Below are 16,659 nucleotides of genomic sequence, written 5' to 3'. Positions count from 1 at the left end.
ATGATTTTGCGGCAAGACTGCCTTGCCGCCGGGACAAGATCAATCAGAGCATGCGCAAGCGTGCCTCTCCCGCCTGCATTTCGCCGCTTGCCCGGTCAAAGCGTAAGTAGGCGATGGCGTGATCACCAGCGCGGGTATGCAGCGTGCCGACCGGCTTACCATCGGCGGTGATTTCGGTGCCCGGCTCGGCGTCGCCCTCGATCGCGACACGGGCGAGACCCTTGCGCAGCTCGGTCTTGTGTTTCATCCGCGCGGTCACTTCCTGTCCGATATAGCAGCCCTTGCGGAAATCGACACCGTTCAGCGCCTCGAACCCGGATTCCAGCAGATAGCTGTCGGGGGTCAGCTCGATTCCGGTCTCTGGGATGCAATGGGCGACCCGGATCGCGTCCCAGTCACTGCCGTCATCGCTCTCGGGCGCTGCTGTATAGGCGCGCCAGCCCAGCGCCGGATGGCGCGGGTCGGGCAGGGCACCCGCCGGGGCGGGACCGGTGCCGCGTTGCAGGTTCAGCCCGCTGTCGCCGATCTCGACCGCGGCGCGCAGCTTGTACATGCTCAGGCGCTTGAGGGTTGCGTCGGCCAGGCTCTCGGCGATGTCGAGCAGGACGCCATCGCCATCGCGGCACAGAAAGAAATCGGCCAGATACTTGCCCTGCGGCGTCAGCAGCGCGGCATAGACCAGCCCCTGATCCAGCTTGCGGATGTCATTGCTGACCAGCCCCTGAAGGAAACTGTCGGTGTCGGCACCGGTCAGGCGCAGGATGCGGCGGCTGGGCATCTGGGGCTCCTCGTCATCATGTTCGACCCCGTGATATAGGAGAAGCGCACCGCCTGACCAGAGGCCGTAGGAGACCACCCGTGCCCGCACCGCTCAGCATCGTGATCCCGACCCTAGAGGCCGAAAGCGGCCTGCCGCGCCTGCTGGAAGCGCTGATCGAGGGGCTGCCAAGCGGCCTGATCCGCGAGGTGATCGTCAGCGATGGCGGCTCGCAGGACGCGACCCGCGCGATTGCCGAGGCGGCGGGGGCGGAGGTGCTGACCGGCCCACCTTCGCGCGGGGGGCAGTTGCGGCGCGGCTGTGACGCGGCGCGGGGCGACTGGCTGTTGGTGCTGCATGCCGACACGCTGCCCGATCCCGGCTGGGCCGAGGTGGTGGCGGGTCACATCGCGGCCAGCGATGCTCCGGCCTGTTTCCGGCTTGCCTTTCGCGCCAGCGGGCCGGGGGCGACCTGGGTGGCGGGCTGGGCCAATCTGCGCACGCGGCTGTTTGGTCTGCCCTATGGCGATCAGGGTCTGCTGATACGGCGACGCGATTACCGGGCGGCGGGCGGTTATCCCGACCAGCCGCTGATGGAGGATGTGCATCTGGTGCGCGCGCTGGCCCGCGCGCCCGCACTGTTGCCGCATCGGGCGCTGACCGGGGCCGAACGCTATCTGCGGGGCGGCTGGCTGCGCCGGGGAGCGCGCAACCTCTGGACGCTGATGCGCTATTTTGCCGGCACCGATCCCGAGGTGCTGGCCCGGGCCTATCGGAGATAGGGCTTGCCCTTGCCGCCCGATGGGCAAGAATGCCGATGCAACGCCGGGACCCAACGGGATGACTGACGCGGACAGGAAAGCAGAGGAACAGGCCGCCTGGGCGGCGCTGTTCGCGCGCGACCCGGACGGGGTGATCGCCTGTCCCGCCTGCGACCGGCTGCATGTGGCCGCGCCGGTGGCGCCGGGCCAGATCGCGCGCTGCACGCGCTGCCATTTCACCCTGATCGCGCCGCGTCGCGACACGCTGAACCGGACGCTGGCGCTGGCGCTGACCTCGGCAGTGCTGATGGTGGCCATGCTGAGCTTTCCCTTTCTGACCCTGTCGCGGCAGGGGCTGAGCCACGAGGTCTCGATCCTGGGCATGGTCACTGGACTGGCCCATGGCTGGTACCTGTTGCTGGCGCTGGTGGTGGGACTGTTCGTGATCGCCTTGCCGATGCTGCGGGCGGCGGCGCTGGTCTATGTGGTCTGGTCACTGCGCCGTCCCCGGCTGGCGCCTGCCTCGCGCCGCATCTTCCGCCTGGCCGAGGCGGTCGCGCCCTGGGCGATGACCGAGGTGTTCATCATCGGGACCGGGGTGGCGCTGGTCAAGGTGGCGGGCCTGGCACGGGTCGATTTCGGCACCGCCTTCTGGCTCTTCTGCGTCATGGTGCTGGTGCTGGCACTGAAAAACGCCTCGGTCTGCCGCTGGACCATCTGGGCGCTGATGCGCGAGAAAAGCCGATGACCCGCGCCGCCGACATGGGCTGGATCGGCTGCCACAATTGTGGCGCGGTGCACGCGCCGGGGCCGTCGCGCTGCCGGACCTGCGGCGCGGTGCTGCATGCACGCCTGCCCAACAGCCTGCAAAAGGTCTGGGCCTGGCTGCTGACCGGGGTGCTGTTCCTGATTCCCGCCAACCTCTTTCCGCTGCTCAGCAACGAGATTTTCGGCCATGAAGAGGGGCATACGATCCTTGAAGGCATCGTGCTGTTTGCGCGCTCGGGCGATTTGCTGGTGGCTGGGGTGATCTTTCTGGCCAGTTTCGTGATCCCGGTGGTCAAGGTGGCGGTGATCGCCCTTCTGGCCTGCTCGGTGCGATATGACTGGCAGATGAACCGGCGCAGGCGGCTGTTGCTCTATGAATTCGTCGAGTTCATCGGCCGCTGGTCGATGATCGACGTGTTTGTGGTGGCGCTGCTGACCGGGCTGGTCCATCTGGGGGCGATCCTGTCGTTCCTGCCGGGATTGGGGGCGGTGTGTTTCGCGCTCTCTGTGATATGTACCATGCTGTCGGCGCAGGCCATGGACGCCAAATTGATTTGGGATGACGATCGGGATGAGTGACGCTCCGCAGCTGCGGCAACCGGATATCGAAACGCGCGTGGCGCGCGGCTGGCACGGCCTGTCGCTGGTCTGGCTGGTGCCGGTGGTTGCCGTGGCCGGCGCGCTGGCGCTGGTCTGGCAGAACTATGCGAACCGCGACATTCCCATCCGCATCGAGTTTGCCGACGCCACAGGGATCGAGGTCGACAAGACCGAAATCCGCTTTCGCGAGGTCTCGGTGGGGCGGGTCAGTGGCATGCGGTTCAGCGAGGATTTGAGCCGCGTCATCGTCGAGGCAGAGATTCACCGCGAACTGGAACGCTATCTGGACAGCGATGCAAGGTTCTGGCGGGTCACGGCCCGGGTGGGGCCGGGCGGTATCAGCGGGCTGAACACGCTGCTCTCGGGTGCCTATATCGCCGCCGACTGGGACGCGGTCGAGGGCGAGGCGGCCCGCGATTTCGTCGCCGAGGCCGAAGCGCCGGCGGTGCCGCCGGGCACCAAGGGGCTGGCTGTGGTGCTTATCGCGCCCGACAGCGGGTCGGTTTCGGTGGGGGCGCCGATACTGCACAAGGGGGTGCAGATGGGCAAGATCGCCGCCGTGCGCTATGACGCGCTCAGCGGCTCGGTCCTGCTGACCGGCTTCATCGAGGCACCGCATGACAAGCTGATTAACTCGGCGACCCGGTTCTGGAACGTGTCGGGCGCCGGACTGGAACTGGGCGAGGGCGGCATCCAGCTCAAGGTCGACAGCCTCGCCTCGCTGTTGCAGGGGGGCGTCGCCTTCGACACCGCCATGTCGGGCGGCGAGGCGCTGGGCAAGCGCCCGATCTTCGACCTCTATGCCACCGAGGACTCCGCCCGCGACAGCCTGCTGGGTGACAGCTTGCAAGCCACCGTCGAGGTGATGTCGAGTTTCGAAGGGTCGGTACGTGGGCTCAAGATCGGGTCCGAAGTGATGTTCCGAGGTGTCAAGGTAGGGCAGGTGCGTCATCTCTCGGCCGAGATAGACGAGAGTGCGGGGGGCAGGCCCGATATCCGCATGCAGGTCATCTATACGATCGAGCCGGGGCGGCTGGGCCTGCACGATGTCTCGACCCCTGACGATACACTGTCCCTGCTGGCCACGATGGTCGAGCGCGGCGGCGTGCGGGCACAGCTGATGCCGGCCTCGTTCTTCTCGGGCGGGCTGGTGGTGCAGTTGCAGGAAAACCCCGATGCGCCCGCCGCCACGCTTGACCGCGAGTCGACGCCTTTTCCGGCGATGCCGTCGCTACCGACGCCACCCGATACGCTGGCGGTAGCCTCGCAGAACGTGCTGGACCGGGTGGCGGCGCTGCCGGTCGAGGACCTGATGCAACGTGCCATCGAGACACTAGAAAATGTCAACGTCATCCTAGCCGACGGCGACACGCGGCGCATCCCCTCCGATCTGCGCGACATGTTGGGCAATGTGAATGCGGTGGCGGGGTCGGAAAGCCTGCGGAACCTGCCCGAGGACCTGCGCCAGGCACTGGCCTCGGTCAATGCGGTGCTGGCGCATTTCGAAGAGGAGGAGGGTGCGCAGAAACTGGTTGCCGCGCTCGAGGAGTTGCGGATTGCCGCCACCGGTATCTCGGCGGCGAGTGCGGATTTGCCCGGGCTGGTCCGCGATATCGACGCGCTGGTGGCCAAGGCCGATGCCTTGCCGCTGGAGGAGGTCGTGGCCTCGGCCGACCGGGTCCTGCAATCCGCCGATACGCTGTTGCGCAGTGAAGACGTGGAACGGGTGCCCGCCGCGCTGAACGCGGCGCTGGAGCAGGCCGAACAGACGCTGGTGTCGATCCGCGAAGCCGCCGGTTCGGTCAACGACACGCTCACGACATTTGAAGAGAAACAGGTCGCCCAGACACTGGTCGATGCGCTGGGCGATATGCGCAGTGCCGCCGCAAATGTCGAAACCGCCAGCGCCGAGCTGCCGCAGCTGGTCGCCGATATCGACCGGCTGATCGAGACCGCCAATGCGCTGCCGCTGGCCGATGTGACCGCCTCGGCCGACCGGGTGCTGCAATCGGCCGATGCCTTCCTGCGCAACGAGGATATGGACAAGGTGCCCGGGGCGCTGGCCGGTGCCCTGGAAGAGGCCCAGCGCGCGCTTGAAGAGTTGCGGCAGGGCGGGGCGGTCGAGAACCTCAACCGCACGCTGCAAACCGCCAGCACGGCGGCTGACTCGGTGGCCCTGGCCGTGCAGACCCTGCCGGACCTGGCGGCGCGGCTCGATGCGCTGGCCGACAGTGCCGAGGCGACCATCGGCGCCTATGGCCCCGGTTCGCCCGTCAACCGCGAGGTGCAGGCCGCCATCGGCGATCTGCGCGCCACCGTGCGCTCGCTCAACGCGCTGGTTCAGGCGATCCGGCGCAAACCCAATTCCCTGCTCGTAGGACGCTGACCCATGAGACGACTGTTTGCCCTTGCTCTTCTGGCGCTGGCCGCTTGCGCCGGCCCCGAGGAACGCTATCTGCTGCCCGAGATCACCGGGGTCGAGACCTATCGCAGCAGCGCCCGTACCATCCAGGTGACGCGCATGGACCTGCCCGCCTATGTCAGCGACAGCGAAATCACGCTGTTGGGCGAGGACGGGGTGTTGCGGCCCACCAAGACCGGGTTCTGGGCGGATGAGCCTGAACGCGCCCTGACCGAGATGCTCGCGGCGGGGCTGGATCAGGCGCTGACCGCCTCGGTCGCCGCCGATCCCTGGCCGTTCGAGGGGCTGGCCGATATCCAGGTCGCAGTCAAGGTGCACCGCCTGTCGGGCGTCCCGGGGCAGGCGCTGGCCTTTTCCGGGCAGTATTTCCTGACCTCGCCCGCGCATGGCAATCTGGAGCGCGCCCGGCGGTTTTCCTATTCGGTGCCGATGAACGAGGCCACGATCCCCGCCTTTGCCGCAGCCCAGACCGAGGCGCTGCGCCTGTTGGTCAATGAGATCGCGAAAACCATTGCACGGGGCTAGCGCAGCTCGACGATGGATTTGCCCAGCCGGAAAGGCGCGGCAAAGCTGACAAGGCACAATGCCAGCACCTGGATCAGCAGGATATGGGCATTGGCCTGTAGATACTCCCATTCCGATTTAAGCTTGCCGATCTGCGCGATCAGATCCTCATAGGCGCGGGCAAGGATCTGAAAGTCGCTCGCAATCAGCGGAACCTTGCGGCGCATCGCCTCGAGCGCCGCCTCGGTCGGGGCATCGAGCGTGGCAAAGACCAGAAATTCGTCGACGGCAAAGGCATCGACCTGATCGGACATGTCTCGCATGCTTGGACTGCCAAACAGCAGGTGCAGACTGGCCAACGGCGCCACCTCGCCGGTGACGGCGATGAAAAGCGGCAGATCGGCGTTACTGGCGGTTGAGGCAGACAGAAACTCGACCTTCTCGCACAGGACGGCGATGTCGTCGTCATAGGACGGGTCGCAGAACCGCAGCCGGAACCGCGCCGCGTCACGGTCAAAGTCGGCGGTGGCGGCATAGGCGATGTCGATCTGTCGGTCGAGGCGGGAATGGTCCGTCTTGTAGAGCCCTGCCAGCACTGCCACCAGGGCACCGACACCACCCAGAATGACCCAGACCAGGTCAGCGGTCTTCCAGGCGCGATGCCCCGCAGGCTTGCGCATCAACAACCATCCCGTGCCAAAACAGCCGGCAAGGAAACAGAACAGAATGAGCGGCAACTGGTTGTCGGCAAGGAAACTCATGGCCGAAAGACTAAGCACCCAGTCAGTCGACGCAACGGCTATCACGCGGATGTAAACCCTCGATGCCACCGGAACCCTTGCAACGACATCAGGAGAGGGCGGCGCCATTCCGGGGCGGGAGCAGAATTTCAACGAAATTCTGCCAAAGAAAATTGAAATTTTCTTTGGTCATTTTCTTTGCAAGAAAATGGGCCCGTTTGCGGGACAGGAGAGTTACTCCACCTTGCGGATCGACTGGCGCCAGAACCGGCTCATCAACAAGGTTCCGGCGCAGGCCAGACCCACGGACAGGCCAGCCCAGACGCCGATCCCCTCCCATTGCAGCGTGAAGCCCAGAACATAAGATGCGGGAATTCCCACCAGCCAATAGCTGACCGCAGCCATGACCATGGGCACCGTTGTGTCCTGCACGCCACGCAAGAGGCCCAACGCCATTACCTGTGCCCCATCGACCAGTTGAAACAGCGCTGCCATGGCCAGCAAACCCACGCCGATGGTCAGGATTTGCGGCCGGTCGGGATCGTCGGGTTCCATGAACAGCGACACCAGCGGCGCACCCCATCCCAGGAACAGGGCGATGGTCACCATCGACATGAGCAGCGACAGGCCGATTGCCACCACTCCGCCGCGCGCCAGATGGGCCCGATCACGGCGGCCAAAGGCGGTTCCGGCGCGAATGGTCGCCGCGTTGCTCAAGCCCAGATGCACCATGAATGTAGCCGAGGCCAGTTGGATCGCGATCCCATGCGCGGCCAGCGGCACCTTTCCCAGCCACCCCATCATCACCGCCGAGGCGGCAAACAGGCTGACTTCGGCCAGATTGGTCAGCCCGATCGGCAGGCCCATCCGCAGCACGCGGCGGAACATCTCGGTATCCGGGCGCCAGAAGCGTTGAAACAGCGTGTGTTCAGGCAGGCTCCGCAGCACATAGGCCACCACCACCAGCAACGAGACCAGCTGCGTGGCGACCGAGGCCACCGCCGCGCCCACCAGCCCCAGTTCGGGCGCCCCCCAATTGCCGAAGATCAGCATATAGTTGACAAGCGCGTTGATAAGCGCGGCGCCGACCAGGCTCCAGAACACGATCTGCGTGCGCTCCAGTGCCGCCAGATAGGATTTCAGCACCATTACCAGCAGTGCCGGCACCATGCCCCAGCCCGCCACCCGCAGGTACTCGGCGGCCAGCGCCGCCACCTCGGGCTCTTGCCCCAGCGCCAGCAGGATCGGCTGTGACCAGATCAGAAGTGGCAGCACCAGTACCGCAAAGATCAGCGAAGCCCAGAGCCCCATCCGCGTCGCCCGGCGGATCGAGGTTTCGTCCTCTTCGGCGGCGGCGGTGGCCACCATTGGCATCACGGCCCAGCCGAAGCCCGCGCCCAACAGAAAGAGCACAAAGAAATAGCTGCCCGCCAGCGTCACCGCCGCCAGCGCCTCGACCCCGTACCAGCCCAACATAACGGTATCGGTCAACCCGATCGCGAATTGCGCCAGGTGCCCGCCGATCAGCGGCAGGCCCAGCACCGCAATCGCCTTTGCATGGCCGCGATATGTCATCACCTTGGTCATCCGGTCAGGCTTAGGTGCGGGCAGAGGTGAGGGCAAGCACCATATTCGCCGTTGCACCATTGCCTCGGACTGATAGCCTGACCGGGTTTCTGGCCAAAGGGGGGAGAGATGTCAGACCCGTTCGATCAACTGGTCCCCGAGGCGCGGGCCTTTCTGGCAGAGCTTGCGGCCAATAACAGCCGCGACTGGTTCGCGGCGCAAAAGCCGCGTTATGAGGCCGAATTGAAACGCCCCGCAGAGATGTTGTTGGATCAACTGGCTGCGCGGCTGGGGCCGGGCACCGCCACCAAATTGTTCCGACCGCAGCGCGATGTACGGTTTTCCAAGGACAAGACGCCCTACAACACGCATCTGCACCTGCTCTGGACCACGCCGGAGGGGGCGCAATACTTCTTTGGCGTCTCGCCCGATTATGTCACCGCAGGTGGTGGGCGGATGGGGTTCGACGCGAAAACGCTGGCCCGCTATCGCGAGCGCCTGGCCCGCCTCGGTCCCGCGCTGCGAACCCAAATCGAGACCTTGGGCGGACAAGGCGCGCGCCTGTCCGAGCCCGAGTTCAAGCGCCCCGCAGCGCCGATCACGCCCGGCGACCCGCTCGCCGATCTGGCTCGCCGCAAGTCGCTGACGCTCTGGTTCGATTATGATGCCGGTCTGACAGACGTTCTGGCGCACTTGGCCAGCGATTTCGACCGGCTCAAACCCCTTCAGGCGGCGCTCTCCGCCCTTTTGGCAGACTGACCCATGTCCCATATCCCCAACCGCATAGACACCGTCCGCCCCGACGCCCCGGAACAGGCCGGGTATGGCCCTTTTCCCGTTGGCGTGCGGACCTTGCAATTCGACATTCCGGGCCGGATCGACGTGGCCCGCGCCACTGAAGGCAACCAGCCCATCTACGACCGGCCCATGACGGTCGAGCTCTGGTACCCTGCCGCGCCCGACACTTCACCGGGAGGCCATTATGATACGCTGATCCGCGACGGGCAGACCGCCACCCGCCTCCTTGGCCGTGCTGCCCGTGATGCCGCCCCGACGCCGGGCCGCTTCCCGCTGGTGGTGATCTCGCATGGCTATCCGGGAAACCGGTTTCTGATGTCGCATCTGGGAGAAACGCTTGCCTCGCGCGGGTTCATCGCTGCCGCCCCCGATCACGCTGACAGCACCTATGCCGACCAGGGGGCTTTTGGTGCCACGCTCTATCACCGCCCGCTCGACCAGCGCGCCGTGATCGACCATGTCGACGCATCCGTGCCGCAGGCCGATACCGGGCATACCGGCATCATAGGCTATTCCATGGGCGGCTACGGCGCGCTGGTCTTTGGTGGGGCCGGTGTCAGCCGCACCGCCCCCACCGCCGATTTTGCACCGCCCGCCGGGCTGCTGTCTCGCCACGTTTCAGGCTCCGAAACCCACGCGGCCCTGATCGACCCGCGTGTGCGTGCTGCCATAGCAATCGGCCCATGGGGCAATCAGAGGGGCATCTGGGACACTCCCGGCCTTGCCCAACTGGACAAACCGCTGATGATCATGGCGGGCAACCTTGACGAGGTCTCGGACTATGCCGCCATGCGCGGTATCTTCGAGCAGACCACCGGCACCACCCGCCACCTGCTCACGTTTCAGGGGGCCAGCCACAATGCCGCCGCGCCCATCCCCGCCCCGGCCGAGAGCTGGGCCGCATCCCCCGCGCTCGACTTCGTCCCGTTCGAACATTACGCCGATCCTGTCTGGGACACGGTGCGCATGAACAACATCGCACAGCATTTCGCCACCGCCTTCCTGTCGCTGCATCTGAAGGGCGACAAGATCATGCATCGCTACCTTGACGACAGCTTTACCGGGTTCACCCCCACCTCTGCCCGCGCCCTCACATTCGAGACGCTGACGAAAGGTCACTGAACGCCACACCTTTCCCGCAGGCTCGCAACCTGCTTGACTGGGGCGATCAGATCCCGGAGCGCGCCATGCAGACCGAAACCGTAACGCTCAACGGACAAGGCTTCTTTCTCCGCCGCTGGGGCGATCCCGCGCTGCCGCCGCTCCTGATGCTGCACGGCTTTCCCGAGTATGGCGGCGCCTGGGGCGACCTCGCCCCATATCTGGCCCAGCGCTTCCATTGCATCGCCCCTGATCAGCGGGGCTATGGCCAGAGCTGGGCGCCCGAGGGCGTCAAGCACTACGCCACATCCCACCTCGTCGCGGACATGGCCGCGCTGGCTGAAACCCTTGGTGCACCGCTCACCGTGCTGGGGCATGACTGGGGCGCGGCTGTGGCCTATGGGCTGGTCATGTTCCGCCCCGAGCTGGTCGACCGCCTGATTATTGCCAACGGCGTGCACCCGGTGCCGTTCCAGCGCGCGCTGGCGGCGGGCGGCGCGCAATCAGCGGCCTCGCAATACATGAACGCCCTGCGCGCGCCCGAGGCAGCGCAACACTTCGCCGCCAATGATTACAAGGCACTGACCGATTTCTTCACCCGCCACATGGGCGGCCATGACTGGCTCAATCCCGCGCGGCTGGCGGATTACAAGGCCGAATGGGCACGCCCCGGCAGGCTCGACGCAATGCTCAACTGGTACCGTGCCTCGCCGCTGGTGATCGCCGCCCCGGGCCAGCCCCGCACCGACCTGCCCGCACTGCCGCTCGACCGGCTGCACGTGCGCTGCCCGCATCTGCTGCTCTGGGGGCCGGACGACCGCGCGCTCCTGCCCGAAGCGACCGAGGGGCTTGAAGAATTCGCCCCCGACCTCACCCGCATCGCCATCCCCGGCACCGACCACTGGCTGTGCCACCAGGCGCCCGACCGGGTCGCCGCTGCCATACTGAACTGGATGCCCCAACTGGAGACCGCCCCATGATCACCGTCCACCACCTGGCCCAATCCCGCTCGCTGCGCATCCTCTGGCTGCTCGAGGAACTGGACCTGCCCTACAAGGTCGTGCGATACGAACGTGATCCCAAGACCCGCCTCGCCCCGCCCGAACTGCGCGCCATCCACCCGCTGGGCAAATCGCCGGTGATCGAGGCAGACGGTATCCGGCTGGCTGAATCCGGCGCCATCGTCGATTATCTCTGCGCCCGCCACGCGCCGCAGATGATGCCGCCGCAGGACAGCCCCGCCTGGGCCGAACACCTGGAACTGATGCATTTCGCCGAAGGCTCGGTGATGACGCCGATCCTGCTCAATCTCTATGTCGGGCTGCTGGGCGAAGTAGGCGCGCCGCTACATCCGCGCATCCAGTCGGAACTGACCAGCCATTTCCGCTTCATGGAGGACAGCTTGCGCCCCTCGGGTCATTTCGTGCTGGATGGGCTCAGCGCCGCTGACATCCTGCTCAGCTTTCCCGCAGGCGTGGTGGCGCGACTGGGCCGTGCGGCCGAGTTTCCCCGGCTCGCCGAATTCGCCGCCACCATGGCCGCGCGCCCGGCCTTCCAGCGCGCGCTCGCCGCAGGCGGCGGCGACTAAAGCTCCCGCAGGTGGCGGCGACTGAGATCAGTCCTGCTTGGCCCGCTGGTCGGGATGCAGGGCAGTGCCCAGGATATGCTCGGACTTGTGGATCACGTGATGCGCGCGGCCCACGATCAGCGGATCGGGCTCGCCCACCACTTCCTTGTCCTTGCCGGGATAGTCGATGGTCGACAGGAAATGCCGCATGCAGTTCAGACGCGCGCGTTTCTTGTCGTTCGACTTGATGATGGTCCAAGGCGCATCGGCGGTGTCGGTGTAAAAGAACATCGCCTCCTTGGCCTCGGTATAATCATCCCACTTGTCGAGGCTCGCCTTGTCGATCGGTGAGAGTTTCCACTGTTTTAGCGGATCGGTCTCGCGGCTTTTGAACCGGCGCTGCTGTTCCTCTTGCGTGACCGAGAACCAGTATTTGTAAAGCCGGATGCCCGAGCGCACCAGCATCCTTTCCAGATCCGGTGTCTGGCGCATGAATTCCAGATATTCGTTCGGGGTACAGAAACCCATGACCCGCTCGACCCCGGCGCGGTTGTACCAGGAGCGGTCATAGAACACCATTTCCCCCACGGTGGGCAGTTCCTGCACATAGCGCTGGAAATACCATTGCCCCTTCTCTTCCCAAGTGGGCTTGTTCAGGGCGACCACGCGGGCCTGGCGCGGGTTCAGGTGCTCCATGAAACGTTTGATGGTGCCCCCCTTGCCAGCGGCATCGCGGCCCTCGAACAGCAGCACGAACCGCTCGCCGGTCTCTTGCGCCCAAAGCTGAACCTTCAAGAGCTCGGCCTGCAACATCGCCTTTTCCGCCTCGTAGGGGCGGCGGGACATCTTGCGCCTGTAAGGATATTTGCCGCTTTCAAACGCGTGGCGCACCGTTTCCGGTGTCGGCATTCGGTTCTTGCGAACCGGCGCTGGCGCTGGCGCCGACTCGACCGAGGCTGCGGCGGTCGCTTCGGCCTTGGCATCAGCCTCTGGCGTCTGCGTTTCGACGACCTTTACCACAGCGTCCGAGGCGTCCGCCCCATTGGCCTTGCTGTCTTTCTGCGGGGTGATAAGTTTCGCTGTCTCCAAGGGCCTTGTCTCCTCGTTGCCGTTCCGTCGGATTTGCGCGTGACTCTACCCGTGTCGCGCGGGGCGCGCGTTGATCCGTGTCAAGAAATGCAACAATTTCGGGTCAGCTTTTTGCAGGTCTGGCAACATCATCCGGCGAAGGCGGGCCCAGCCTCTTCATTCCGCCGCAAATACTCCGGGGGGAGGTGACAAAATTCCACGAATTTTGCACCGGGGGGCAGAGCCCCCTTTAACACAATTGTTGGCGGAGCCGCCTGAATAACATTTTCGGGCAGAGCCCCTTGTTCCTGACCTGCCTTCCCCGCTGGCTCAGCGGTGGCCCCAGTCGTCTGGATCCTCCGAGTCGCCCGGTGACAGGCCCAGAACATCGCCCGTGGTCGAACAGCCCAGTCCCAGCACCGTGCGGTTGGCGTAGGCGAAGTATGCGCAGACCTGGTTGATCTCGAGGATCTCGCCATCCTCCCATCCGACAGCGCGCAGCGCCGTAAAATCGTCCTCGACCATCAGCGCCGGTGTCTCGGTCAGCTTTCGCACATAGACCATCGCGGCCCGTTCGCGCGCATCAAGCGGCGCTTGTTCAGGCGCGCCCGCCGAAATCGCCGCGCGTATCGCATCGCTGCGCGCTGGATCGTCCAACAGCCGCTGAAGCCCCGCAAAGTGGTGTTCAACGCAATAGGCGCAGCCGTTGAGCGCACTGACCCAGACTCCCAGCACCTCGAGAAACCATTTGGGGATCTTGTTGCCGGTATGGTGCAGCACGTTCTTGTAGAGCGCCATGTGCCCTTCCATCGAATGCGGCCTGAGCGAGTGGATCATCATGATGTTGTCCACATTCCCCCCCCGGTCCGGTCACCCGCTCATACAGCCTGCGCAGCTTGCCCGTCGCCTCTTCGAACGGCACCGTTTTGATCCAGCTCATCCTTGTGCTCCAGGATATCTGCTTCGTCTCCGACAACCTTGCATCTGTGGGGGCGGGCGGGACAAGCCCACAGGTTGTGATCTGGCGCACAGCCAGCGCGTGTGATTGCAGCCACCATTCCACTGCACAACAGGAAAGGCGCATCTCATGGGAAACTGGCAAGTCAAGCTTGATGCCAACACGGCGATCGACCAGATCGACAAATTGGCGAGCCGCGCTTGGGCCGCATTTCAGACCCCGTCGACAGCGGTGGTGGTCGAACTGTTCAACGAAACCCGCTATGACCTTCGCCATGTCTGCAACTACCGCTGGCAGGGCAATTTCATGGAACCCACCGACGACCTGCTGGCGGGGTGGGGGCGGGTCTGGGGCATGCAGTCCAAAGGGCTCGACGGCTGTTTCGGCGCGGTTATCTATCAGTTCTGGGATCAGGGAGCCGAGACCGACGCCTATCTGATCATCGGCAACCTGATCTATTGGGATGGCGCGATGCCCTATTACACGGCCGAGGTCACCACCACGAATTACGAGAACGAAGGCAAGCCAAAGACACTCGATCTGCTCAACAAGGGGCGCTCTTCGGCCTGGAGCAAGGAGTACCGGGATACCGGCGGTGTCGATCTTGATGTGAAGGTCGACATCTGGCGACAGGAAATCACCTCGATCGAAGAGAACTTCCGCATTCAGTTGACCAAGGCGAGCTGATCCCGCCTCGTGATTGCCGACACCGGCCCCGTGGGCCGGTGTTTTCCACAAGACCTCGCGTTCCCCTTTCCCCCAACCACATCACCTGCCATAATGGTCGCCAATCAAAAGCCGACCAACATGAGCAGCCCCATGCCCGAAGATCTTCTCAGCGGAGCCAACACCGCCGCCTACGACGCCTCCTCGATCGAGGTGCTCGAAGGGCTGGAACCCGTTCGCAAACGTCCCGGCATGTATATCGGCGGCACCGACGAGCGGGCGCTGCATCACATGGTGGCCGAAATCCTCGACAACTCGATGGACGAGGCGGTGGCCGGGTTCGCCAACCGGATCGAGGTGGAACTGCACGCCGACTACGCCCTGACCGTGCGTGACAACGGCCGCGGCATCCCGGTCGACCCGCACCCGAAATTCCCCGGAAAATCAGCGCTCGAGGTCATCCTCTGCACTCTGCACGCGGGCGGCAAGTTCTCTGGCAAAGCCTATCAGACCTCGGGCGGCCTGCACGGCGTCGGCGCTTCGGTCGTCAATGCGCTCTCAGATTCCATGGTCGTTCAGGTGGCCCGCGACAAGCTGCTTTATGAACAGCGCTTCTCGCGCGGCCTTCCCCTTGGCCCGATCCAGCAGATCGGCGCCGCCCCCAACCGGCGCGGCACCACCGTCACCTTCCACGCCGACGAGGAAATCTTCGGCCACCACCGGTTCAAGCCCGCGCGCCTGTTCAAGTCGATCCGCTCTAAGGCCTATCTGTTCTCGGGCGTCGAGATTCGCTGGAAATCCGCCATCGACGACGGCGAAACGCCCACCGAAGCCACATTCCACTTCCCCGGCGGCCTGGCCGATTACCTCAAGGAAACGCTGGGCAGCGCCTCCACCTATGCCGAGCAGCCCTTTGCCGGCACCGTCGACTTCACCGAGAAATTCAATACGCCGGGCAAGGTCGAATGGGCGATCAACTGGACCCCCTCGCGCGACGGCTTCATCCAGTCCTACTGTAACACCGTCCCCACCCCCGAGGGCGGCACGCACGAGGCCGGGTTCTGGTCGGCCATCCTCAAGGGCATCCGCGCCTATGGCGAGCTTATCAACAACAAGAAGGCCGCCCAGATCACTCGCGAGGATCTGCTGACCGGCGGCTGCGCGCTGGTTTCCTGCTTCATCCGCGAGCCCGAGTTTGTCGGCCAGACCAAGGACCGCCTTGCCACCGTCGAGGCGCAGCGCCTGGTCGAAGGCGCCGTGCGCGACCATTTCGACAACTGGCTGGCCGCCGATACCAAATCCGCGGGCGCCATCCTCGACTTTCTCGTGCTGCGGGCCGAGGAACGCATCCGCCGCCGGCAGGAGAAGGAGACCCAGCGCAAATCGGCGACCAAGAAACTGCGCCTGCCCGGCAAGCTGGTCGATTGCTCGGCCACCGCGCGCGAGGGCACGGAACTCTTCATCGTCGAAGGCGACAGCGCCGGTGGCTCGGCCAAGATGGCGCGCGACCGCAAGACCCAGGCGCTCCTGCCGCTCCGCGGCAAGATCCTGAACGTGCTGGGCGCGGCCAGCTCGAAACTCGGCTCCAACCAGGAAATCAGCGACCTGACCCAGGCGCTGGGTGTCGGTCTCGGCACGCGGTTCAACGTCGATGACCTGCGCTATGACAAGATCATCATCATGACCGACGCCGATGTCGACGGCGCCCATATCGCCTCGCTCTTGATGACCTTCTTCTTTACCCAGATGCGCCCGATGATCGACACCGGGCACCTCTACCTGGCCTGCCCGCCGCTGTACCGGCTGACGCAAGGCGCCAAGCGGGTCTATTGCCTGGACGAGGCCGAGCGCGATGAATGGCTGGCCAAGGGTCTGGGCGGCAAGGGCAAGATCGACGTGAGCCGCTTCAAGGGCCTGGGCGAAATGGACGCCAAGGACCTGAAAGACACCACCATGAACCCCGAAACCCGCAAGCTGATCCGGGTGACCATCGACGAGGACGAACCCGGCGAGACCGGCGATCTGGTGGAACGGCTGATGGGCAAGAAACCCGAATTGCGGTTCCAGTACATCCAGGAGAACGCACGGTTCGTGGAGGAGTTGGATGTTTGAAGACACGTCGGCTCTACAAGTTTTATCCTTTGTGTTCCGCACTACGGAACCTGAAAGAAGGCCGACTCAAGGTTTCAACACTAAGCGACATTAATGATCCTTTTGAGTGGAACTCATTCAGACTATCTAGCAAAACTGATCGTGAGATTTGGGACCGCACTAGGCTCTGGACCCATTGATTTGGTTGCAGTCGTGGCGCCGGGCTGATTCAAGCTCCTGAACTTCAGGAGGCGTGATGAGCAACTTGTTTTGGCTGACCGACGAACAGATG

Annotated in this window: 15 protein-coding genes and 1 pseudogene; 11 read left to right on the top strand and 5 right to left on the bottom strand. The window is 64.7% G+C overall.

Annotation, left to right across the window (positions count from 1 at the left end; translation table 11 throughout):
* Positions 1 to 43: 43 nt before the first annotated feature.
* Positions 44 to 778, bottom strand: a complete 735-nt coding sequence (gene ygfZ, locus AC2FL1_RS12400; protein WP_496877141.1) for a CAF17-like 4Fe-4S cluster assembly/insertion protein YgfZ — start codon at positions 776 to 778, stop codon at positions 44 to 46.
* Between the two features lie 80 nt (positions 779 to 858).
* Between ygfZ and AC2FL1_RS12395 the strand changes: the two genes are divergently transcribed.
* The 5 genes from AC2FL1_RS12395 to AC2FL1_RS12375 are packed head-to-tail and all read left to right on the top strand — an operon-like array spanning position 859 to position 5,833.
* The gene (locus tag AC2FL1_RS12395; protein ID WP_496877140.1) at positions 859 to 1,539 is read left to right on the top strand and encodes a TIGR04283 family arsenosugar biosynthesis glycosyltransferase; all 681 of its coding nucleotides are present in this window, start codon (positions 859 to 861) and stop codon (positions 1,537 to 1,539) included.
* A 58-nt stretch (positions 1,540 to 1,597) separates the two neighbouring features.
* Entirely contained in the window at positions 1,598 to 2,266 is a 669-nt protein-coding gene (locus tag AC2FL1_RS12390) for a paraquat-inducible protein A (RefSeq protein ID WP_496877139.1), read from the top strand.
* Complete coding sequence (locus AC2FL1_RS12385) at positions 2,263 to 2,865, top strand: paraquat-inducible protein A (protein WP_496877138.1); 603 nt, start codon at positions 2,263 to 2,265, stop codon at positions 2,863 to 2,865. Before AC2FL1_RS12390 ends, AC2FL1_RS12385 begins: the two co-directional genes overlap by 4 nt.
* Positions 2,858 to 5,272 (top strand): PqiB family protein, encoded by a 2,415-nt coding sequence (locus AC2FL1_RS12380; RefSeq protein WP_496877137.1) that lies wholly within the window; start codon positions 2,858 to 2,860, stop codon positions 5,270 to 5,272. Before AC2FL1_RS12385 ends, AC2FL1_RS12380 begins: the two co-directional genes overlap by 8 nt.
* A gap of 3 nt (positions 5,273 to 5,275) precedes the next feature.
* On the top strand, positions 5,276 to 5,833 hold the full coding sequence (locus tag AC2FL1_RS12375; RefSeq protein WP_234137745.1) for a PqiC family protein: 558 nt from the start codon (positions 5,276 to 5,278) through the stop codon (positions 5,831 to 5,833).
* Here AC2FL1_RS12375 and AC2FL1_RS12370 read toward each other — a convergent pair.
* Together AC2FL1_RS12370 and AC2FL1_RS12365 are read right to left on the bottom strand one after the other, a co-directional pair.
* Positions 5,830 to 6,573, bottom strand: coding sequence for a hypothetical protein (locus AC2FL1_RS12370; protein WP_496877136.1), 744 nt, complete (start codon positions 6,571 to 6,573; stop codon positions 5,830 to 5,832). The genes AC2FL1_RS12375 and AC2FL1_RS12370 overlap by 4 nt on opposite strands.
* Positions 6,574 to 6,786: 213 nt before the next feature.
* The gene (locus tag AC2FL1_RS12365) at positions 6,787 to 8,139 is read right to left on the bottom strand and encodes an MATE family efflux transporter (RefSeq protein ID WP_496824752.1); all 1,353 of its coding nucleotides are present in this window, start codon (positions 8,137 to 8,139) and stop codon (positions 6,787 to 6,789) included.
* Positions 8,140 to 8,247: 108 nt separating this feature from the next.
* On the opposite strand from AC2FL1_RS12365, the gene AC2FL1_RS12360 reads away from it, so the two are divergent.
* From AC2FL1_RS12360 to AC2FL1_RS12345, 4 genes are all read left to right on the top strand, one after another.
* Positions 8,248 to 8,877 (top strand): TIGR02453 family protein, encoded by a 630-nt coding sequence (locus AC2FL1_RS12360; RefSeq protein WP_496877135.1) that lies wholly within the window; start codon positions 8,248 to 8,250, stop codon positions 8,875 to 8,877.
* A 3-nt stretch (positions 8,878 to 8,880) separates the two neighbouring features.
* Positions 8,881 to 10,038, top strand: coding sequence for an alpha/beta hydrolase family protein (locus AC2FL1_RS12355; RefSeq protein ID WP_496877134.1), 1,158 nt, complete (start codon positions 8,881 to 8,883; stop codon positions 10,036 to 10,038).
* 65 nt (positions 10,039 to 10,103) lie between these two features.
* The gene (locus tag AC2FL1_RS12350) at positions 10,104 to 10,997 is read left to right on the top strand and encodes an alpha/beta fold hydrolase (RefSeq protein WP_496877133.1); all 894 of its coding nucleotides are present in this window, start codon (positions 10,104 to 10,106) and stop codon (positions 10,995 to 10,997) included.
* Positions 10,994 to 11,605, top strand: coding sequence for a glutathione S-transferase family protein (locus AC2FL1_RS12345; protein ID WP_496824745.1), 612 nt, complete (start codon positions 10,994 to 10,996; stop codon positions 11,603 to 11,605). Before AC2FL1_RS12350 ends, AC2FL1_RS12345 begins: the two co-directional genes overlap by 4 nt.
* Before the next feature lie 27 nt (positions 11,606 to 11,632).
* Here AC2FL1_RS12345 and ppk2 read toward each other — a convergent pair whose 3' ends face one another.
* Together ppk2 and AC2FL1_RS12335 are read right to left on the bottom strand one after the other, a co-directional pair.
* Positions 11,633 to 12,673, bottom strand: a complete 1,041-nt coding sequence (gene ppk2, locus AC2FL1_RS12340; protein WP_496824743.1) for a polyphosphate kinase 2 — start codon at positions 12,671 to 12,673, stop codon at positions 11,633 to 11,635.
* A gap of 309 nt (positions 12,674 to 12,982) precedes the next feature.
* A pseudogene (locus AC2FL1_RS12335) lies at positions 12,983 to 13,592 on the bottom strand (carboxymuconolactone decarboxylase family protein).
* Positions 13,593 to 13,739: 147 nt separating this feature from the next.
* On the opposite strand from AC2FL1_RS12335, the gene AC2FL1_RS12330 reads away from it, so the two are divergent.
* Both AC2FL1_RS12330 and parE read left to right on the top strand, forming a co-directional pair.
* A complete protein-coding gene (locus tag AC2FL1_RS12330) occupies positions 13,740 to 14,297 on the top strand; it encodes a hypothetical protein (protein ID WP_496877132.1) in 558 nt (185 codons plus the stop codon).
* A gap of 132 nt (positions 14,298 to 14,429) precedes the next feature.
* Positions 14,430 to 16,388, top strand: coding sequence for a DNA topoisomerase IV subunit B (gene parE, locus AC2FL1_RS12325; protein WP_496877169.1), 1,959 nt, complete (start codon positions 14,430 to 14,432; stop codon positions 16,386 to 16,388).
* The last annotated feature ends 271 nt before the right edge of the window (positions 16,389 to 16,659 follow it).

The sequence above is a fragment of the Ruegeria sp. YKSF070 genome (assembly GCF_059612725.1).
Note: the sequence above shows the minus strand (reverse complement) of the source record. Positions and strands in the feature narration are given on the sequence as shown.

Bases quoted from the DNA above. Each gene is read 5' to 3' on its own strand.
- AC2FL1_RS12370 (WP_496877136.1), bottom strand. From the start codon at position 6,573: ATGAGTTTCCTTGCCGACAACCAGTTGCCGCTCATTCTGTTCTGTTTC.
- AC2FL1_RS12375 (WP_234137745.1), top strand. From the start codon at position 5,276: ATGAGACGACTGTTTGCCCTTGCTCTTCTGGCGCTGGCCGCTTGCGCC.
- AC2FL1_RS12350 (WP_496877133.1), top strand. From the start codon at position 10,104: ATGCAGACCGAAACCGTAACGCTCAACGGACAAGGCTTCTTTCTCCGC.
- AC2FL1_RS12345 (WP_496824745.1), top strand. From the start codon at position 10,994: ATGATCACCGTCCACCACCTGGCCCAATCCCGCTCGCTGCGCATCCTC.
- AC2FL1_RS12380 (WP_496877137.1), top strand. From the start codon at position 2,858: ATGAGTGACGCTCCGCAGCTGCGGCAACCGGATATCGAAACGCGCGTG.
- AC2FL1_RS12330 (WP_496877132.1), top strand. From the start codon at position 13,740: ATGGGAAACTGGCAAGTCAAGCTTGATGCCAACACGGCGATCGACCAG.
- AC2FL1_RS12355 (WP_496877134.1), top strand. From the start codon at position 8,881: ATGTCCCATATCCCCAACCGCATAGACACCGTCCGCCCCGACGCCCCG.
- AC2FL1_RS12385 (WP_496877138.1), top strand. From the start codon at position 2,263: ATGACCCGCGCCGCCGACATGGGCTGGATCGGCTGCCACAATTGTGGC.
- AC2FL1_RS12360 (WP_496877135.1), top strand. From the start codon at position 8,248: ATGTCAGACCCGTTCGATCAACTGGTCCCCGAGGCGCGGGCCTTTCTG.
- AC2FL1_RS12365 (WP_496824752.1), bottom strand. From the start codon at position 8,139: ATGACCAAGGTGATGACATATCGCGGCCATGCAAAGGCGATTGCGGTG.
- parE (WP_496877169.1), top strand. From the start codon at position 14,430: ATGCCCGAAGATCTTCTCAGCGGAGCCAACACCGCCGCCTACGACGCC.
- AC2FL1_RS12390 (WP_496877139.1), top strand. From the start codon at position 1,598: ATGACTGACGCGGACAGGAAAGCAGAGGAACAGGCCGCCTGGGCGGCG.
- ygfZ (WP_496877141.1), bottom strand. From the start codon at position 778: ATGCCCAGCCGCCGCATCCTGCGCCTGACCGGTGCCGACACCGACAGT.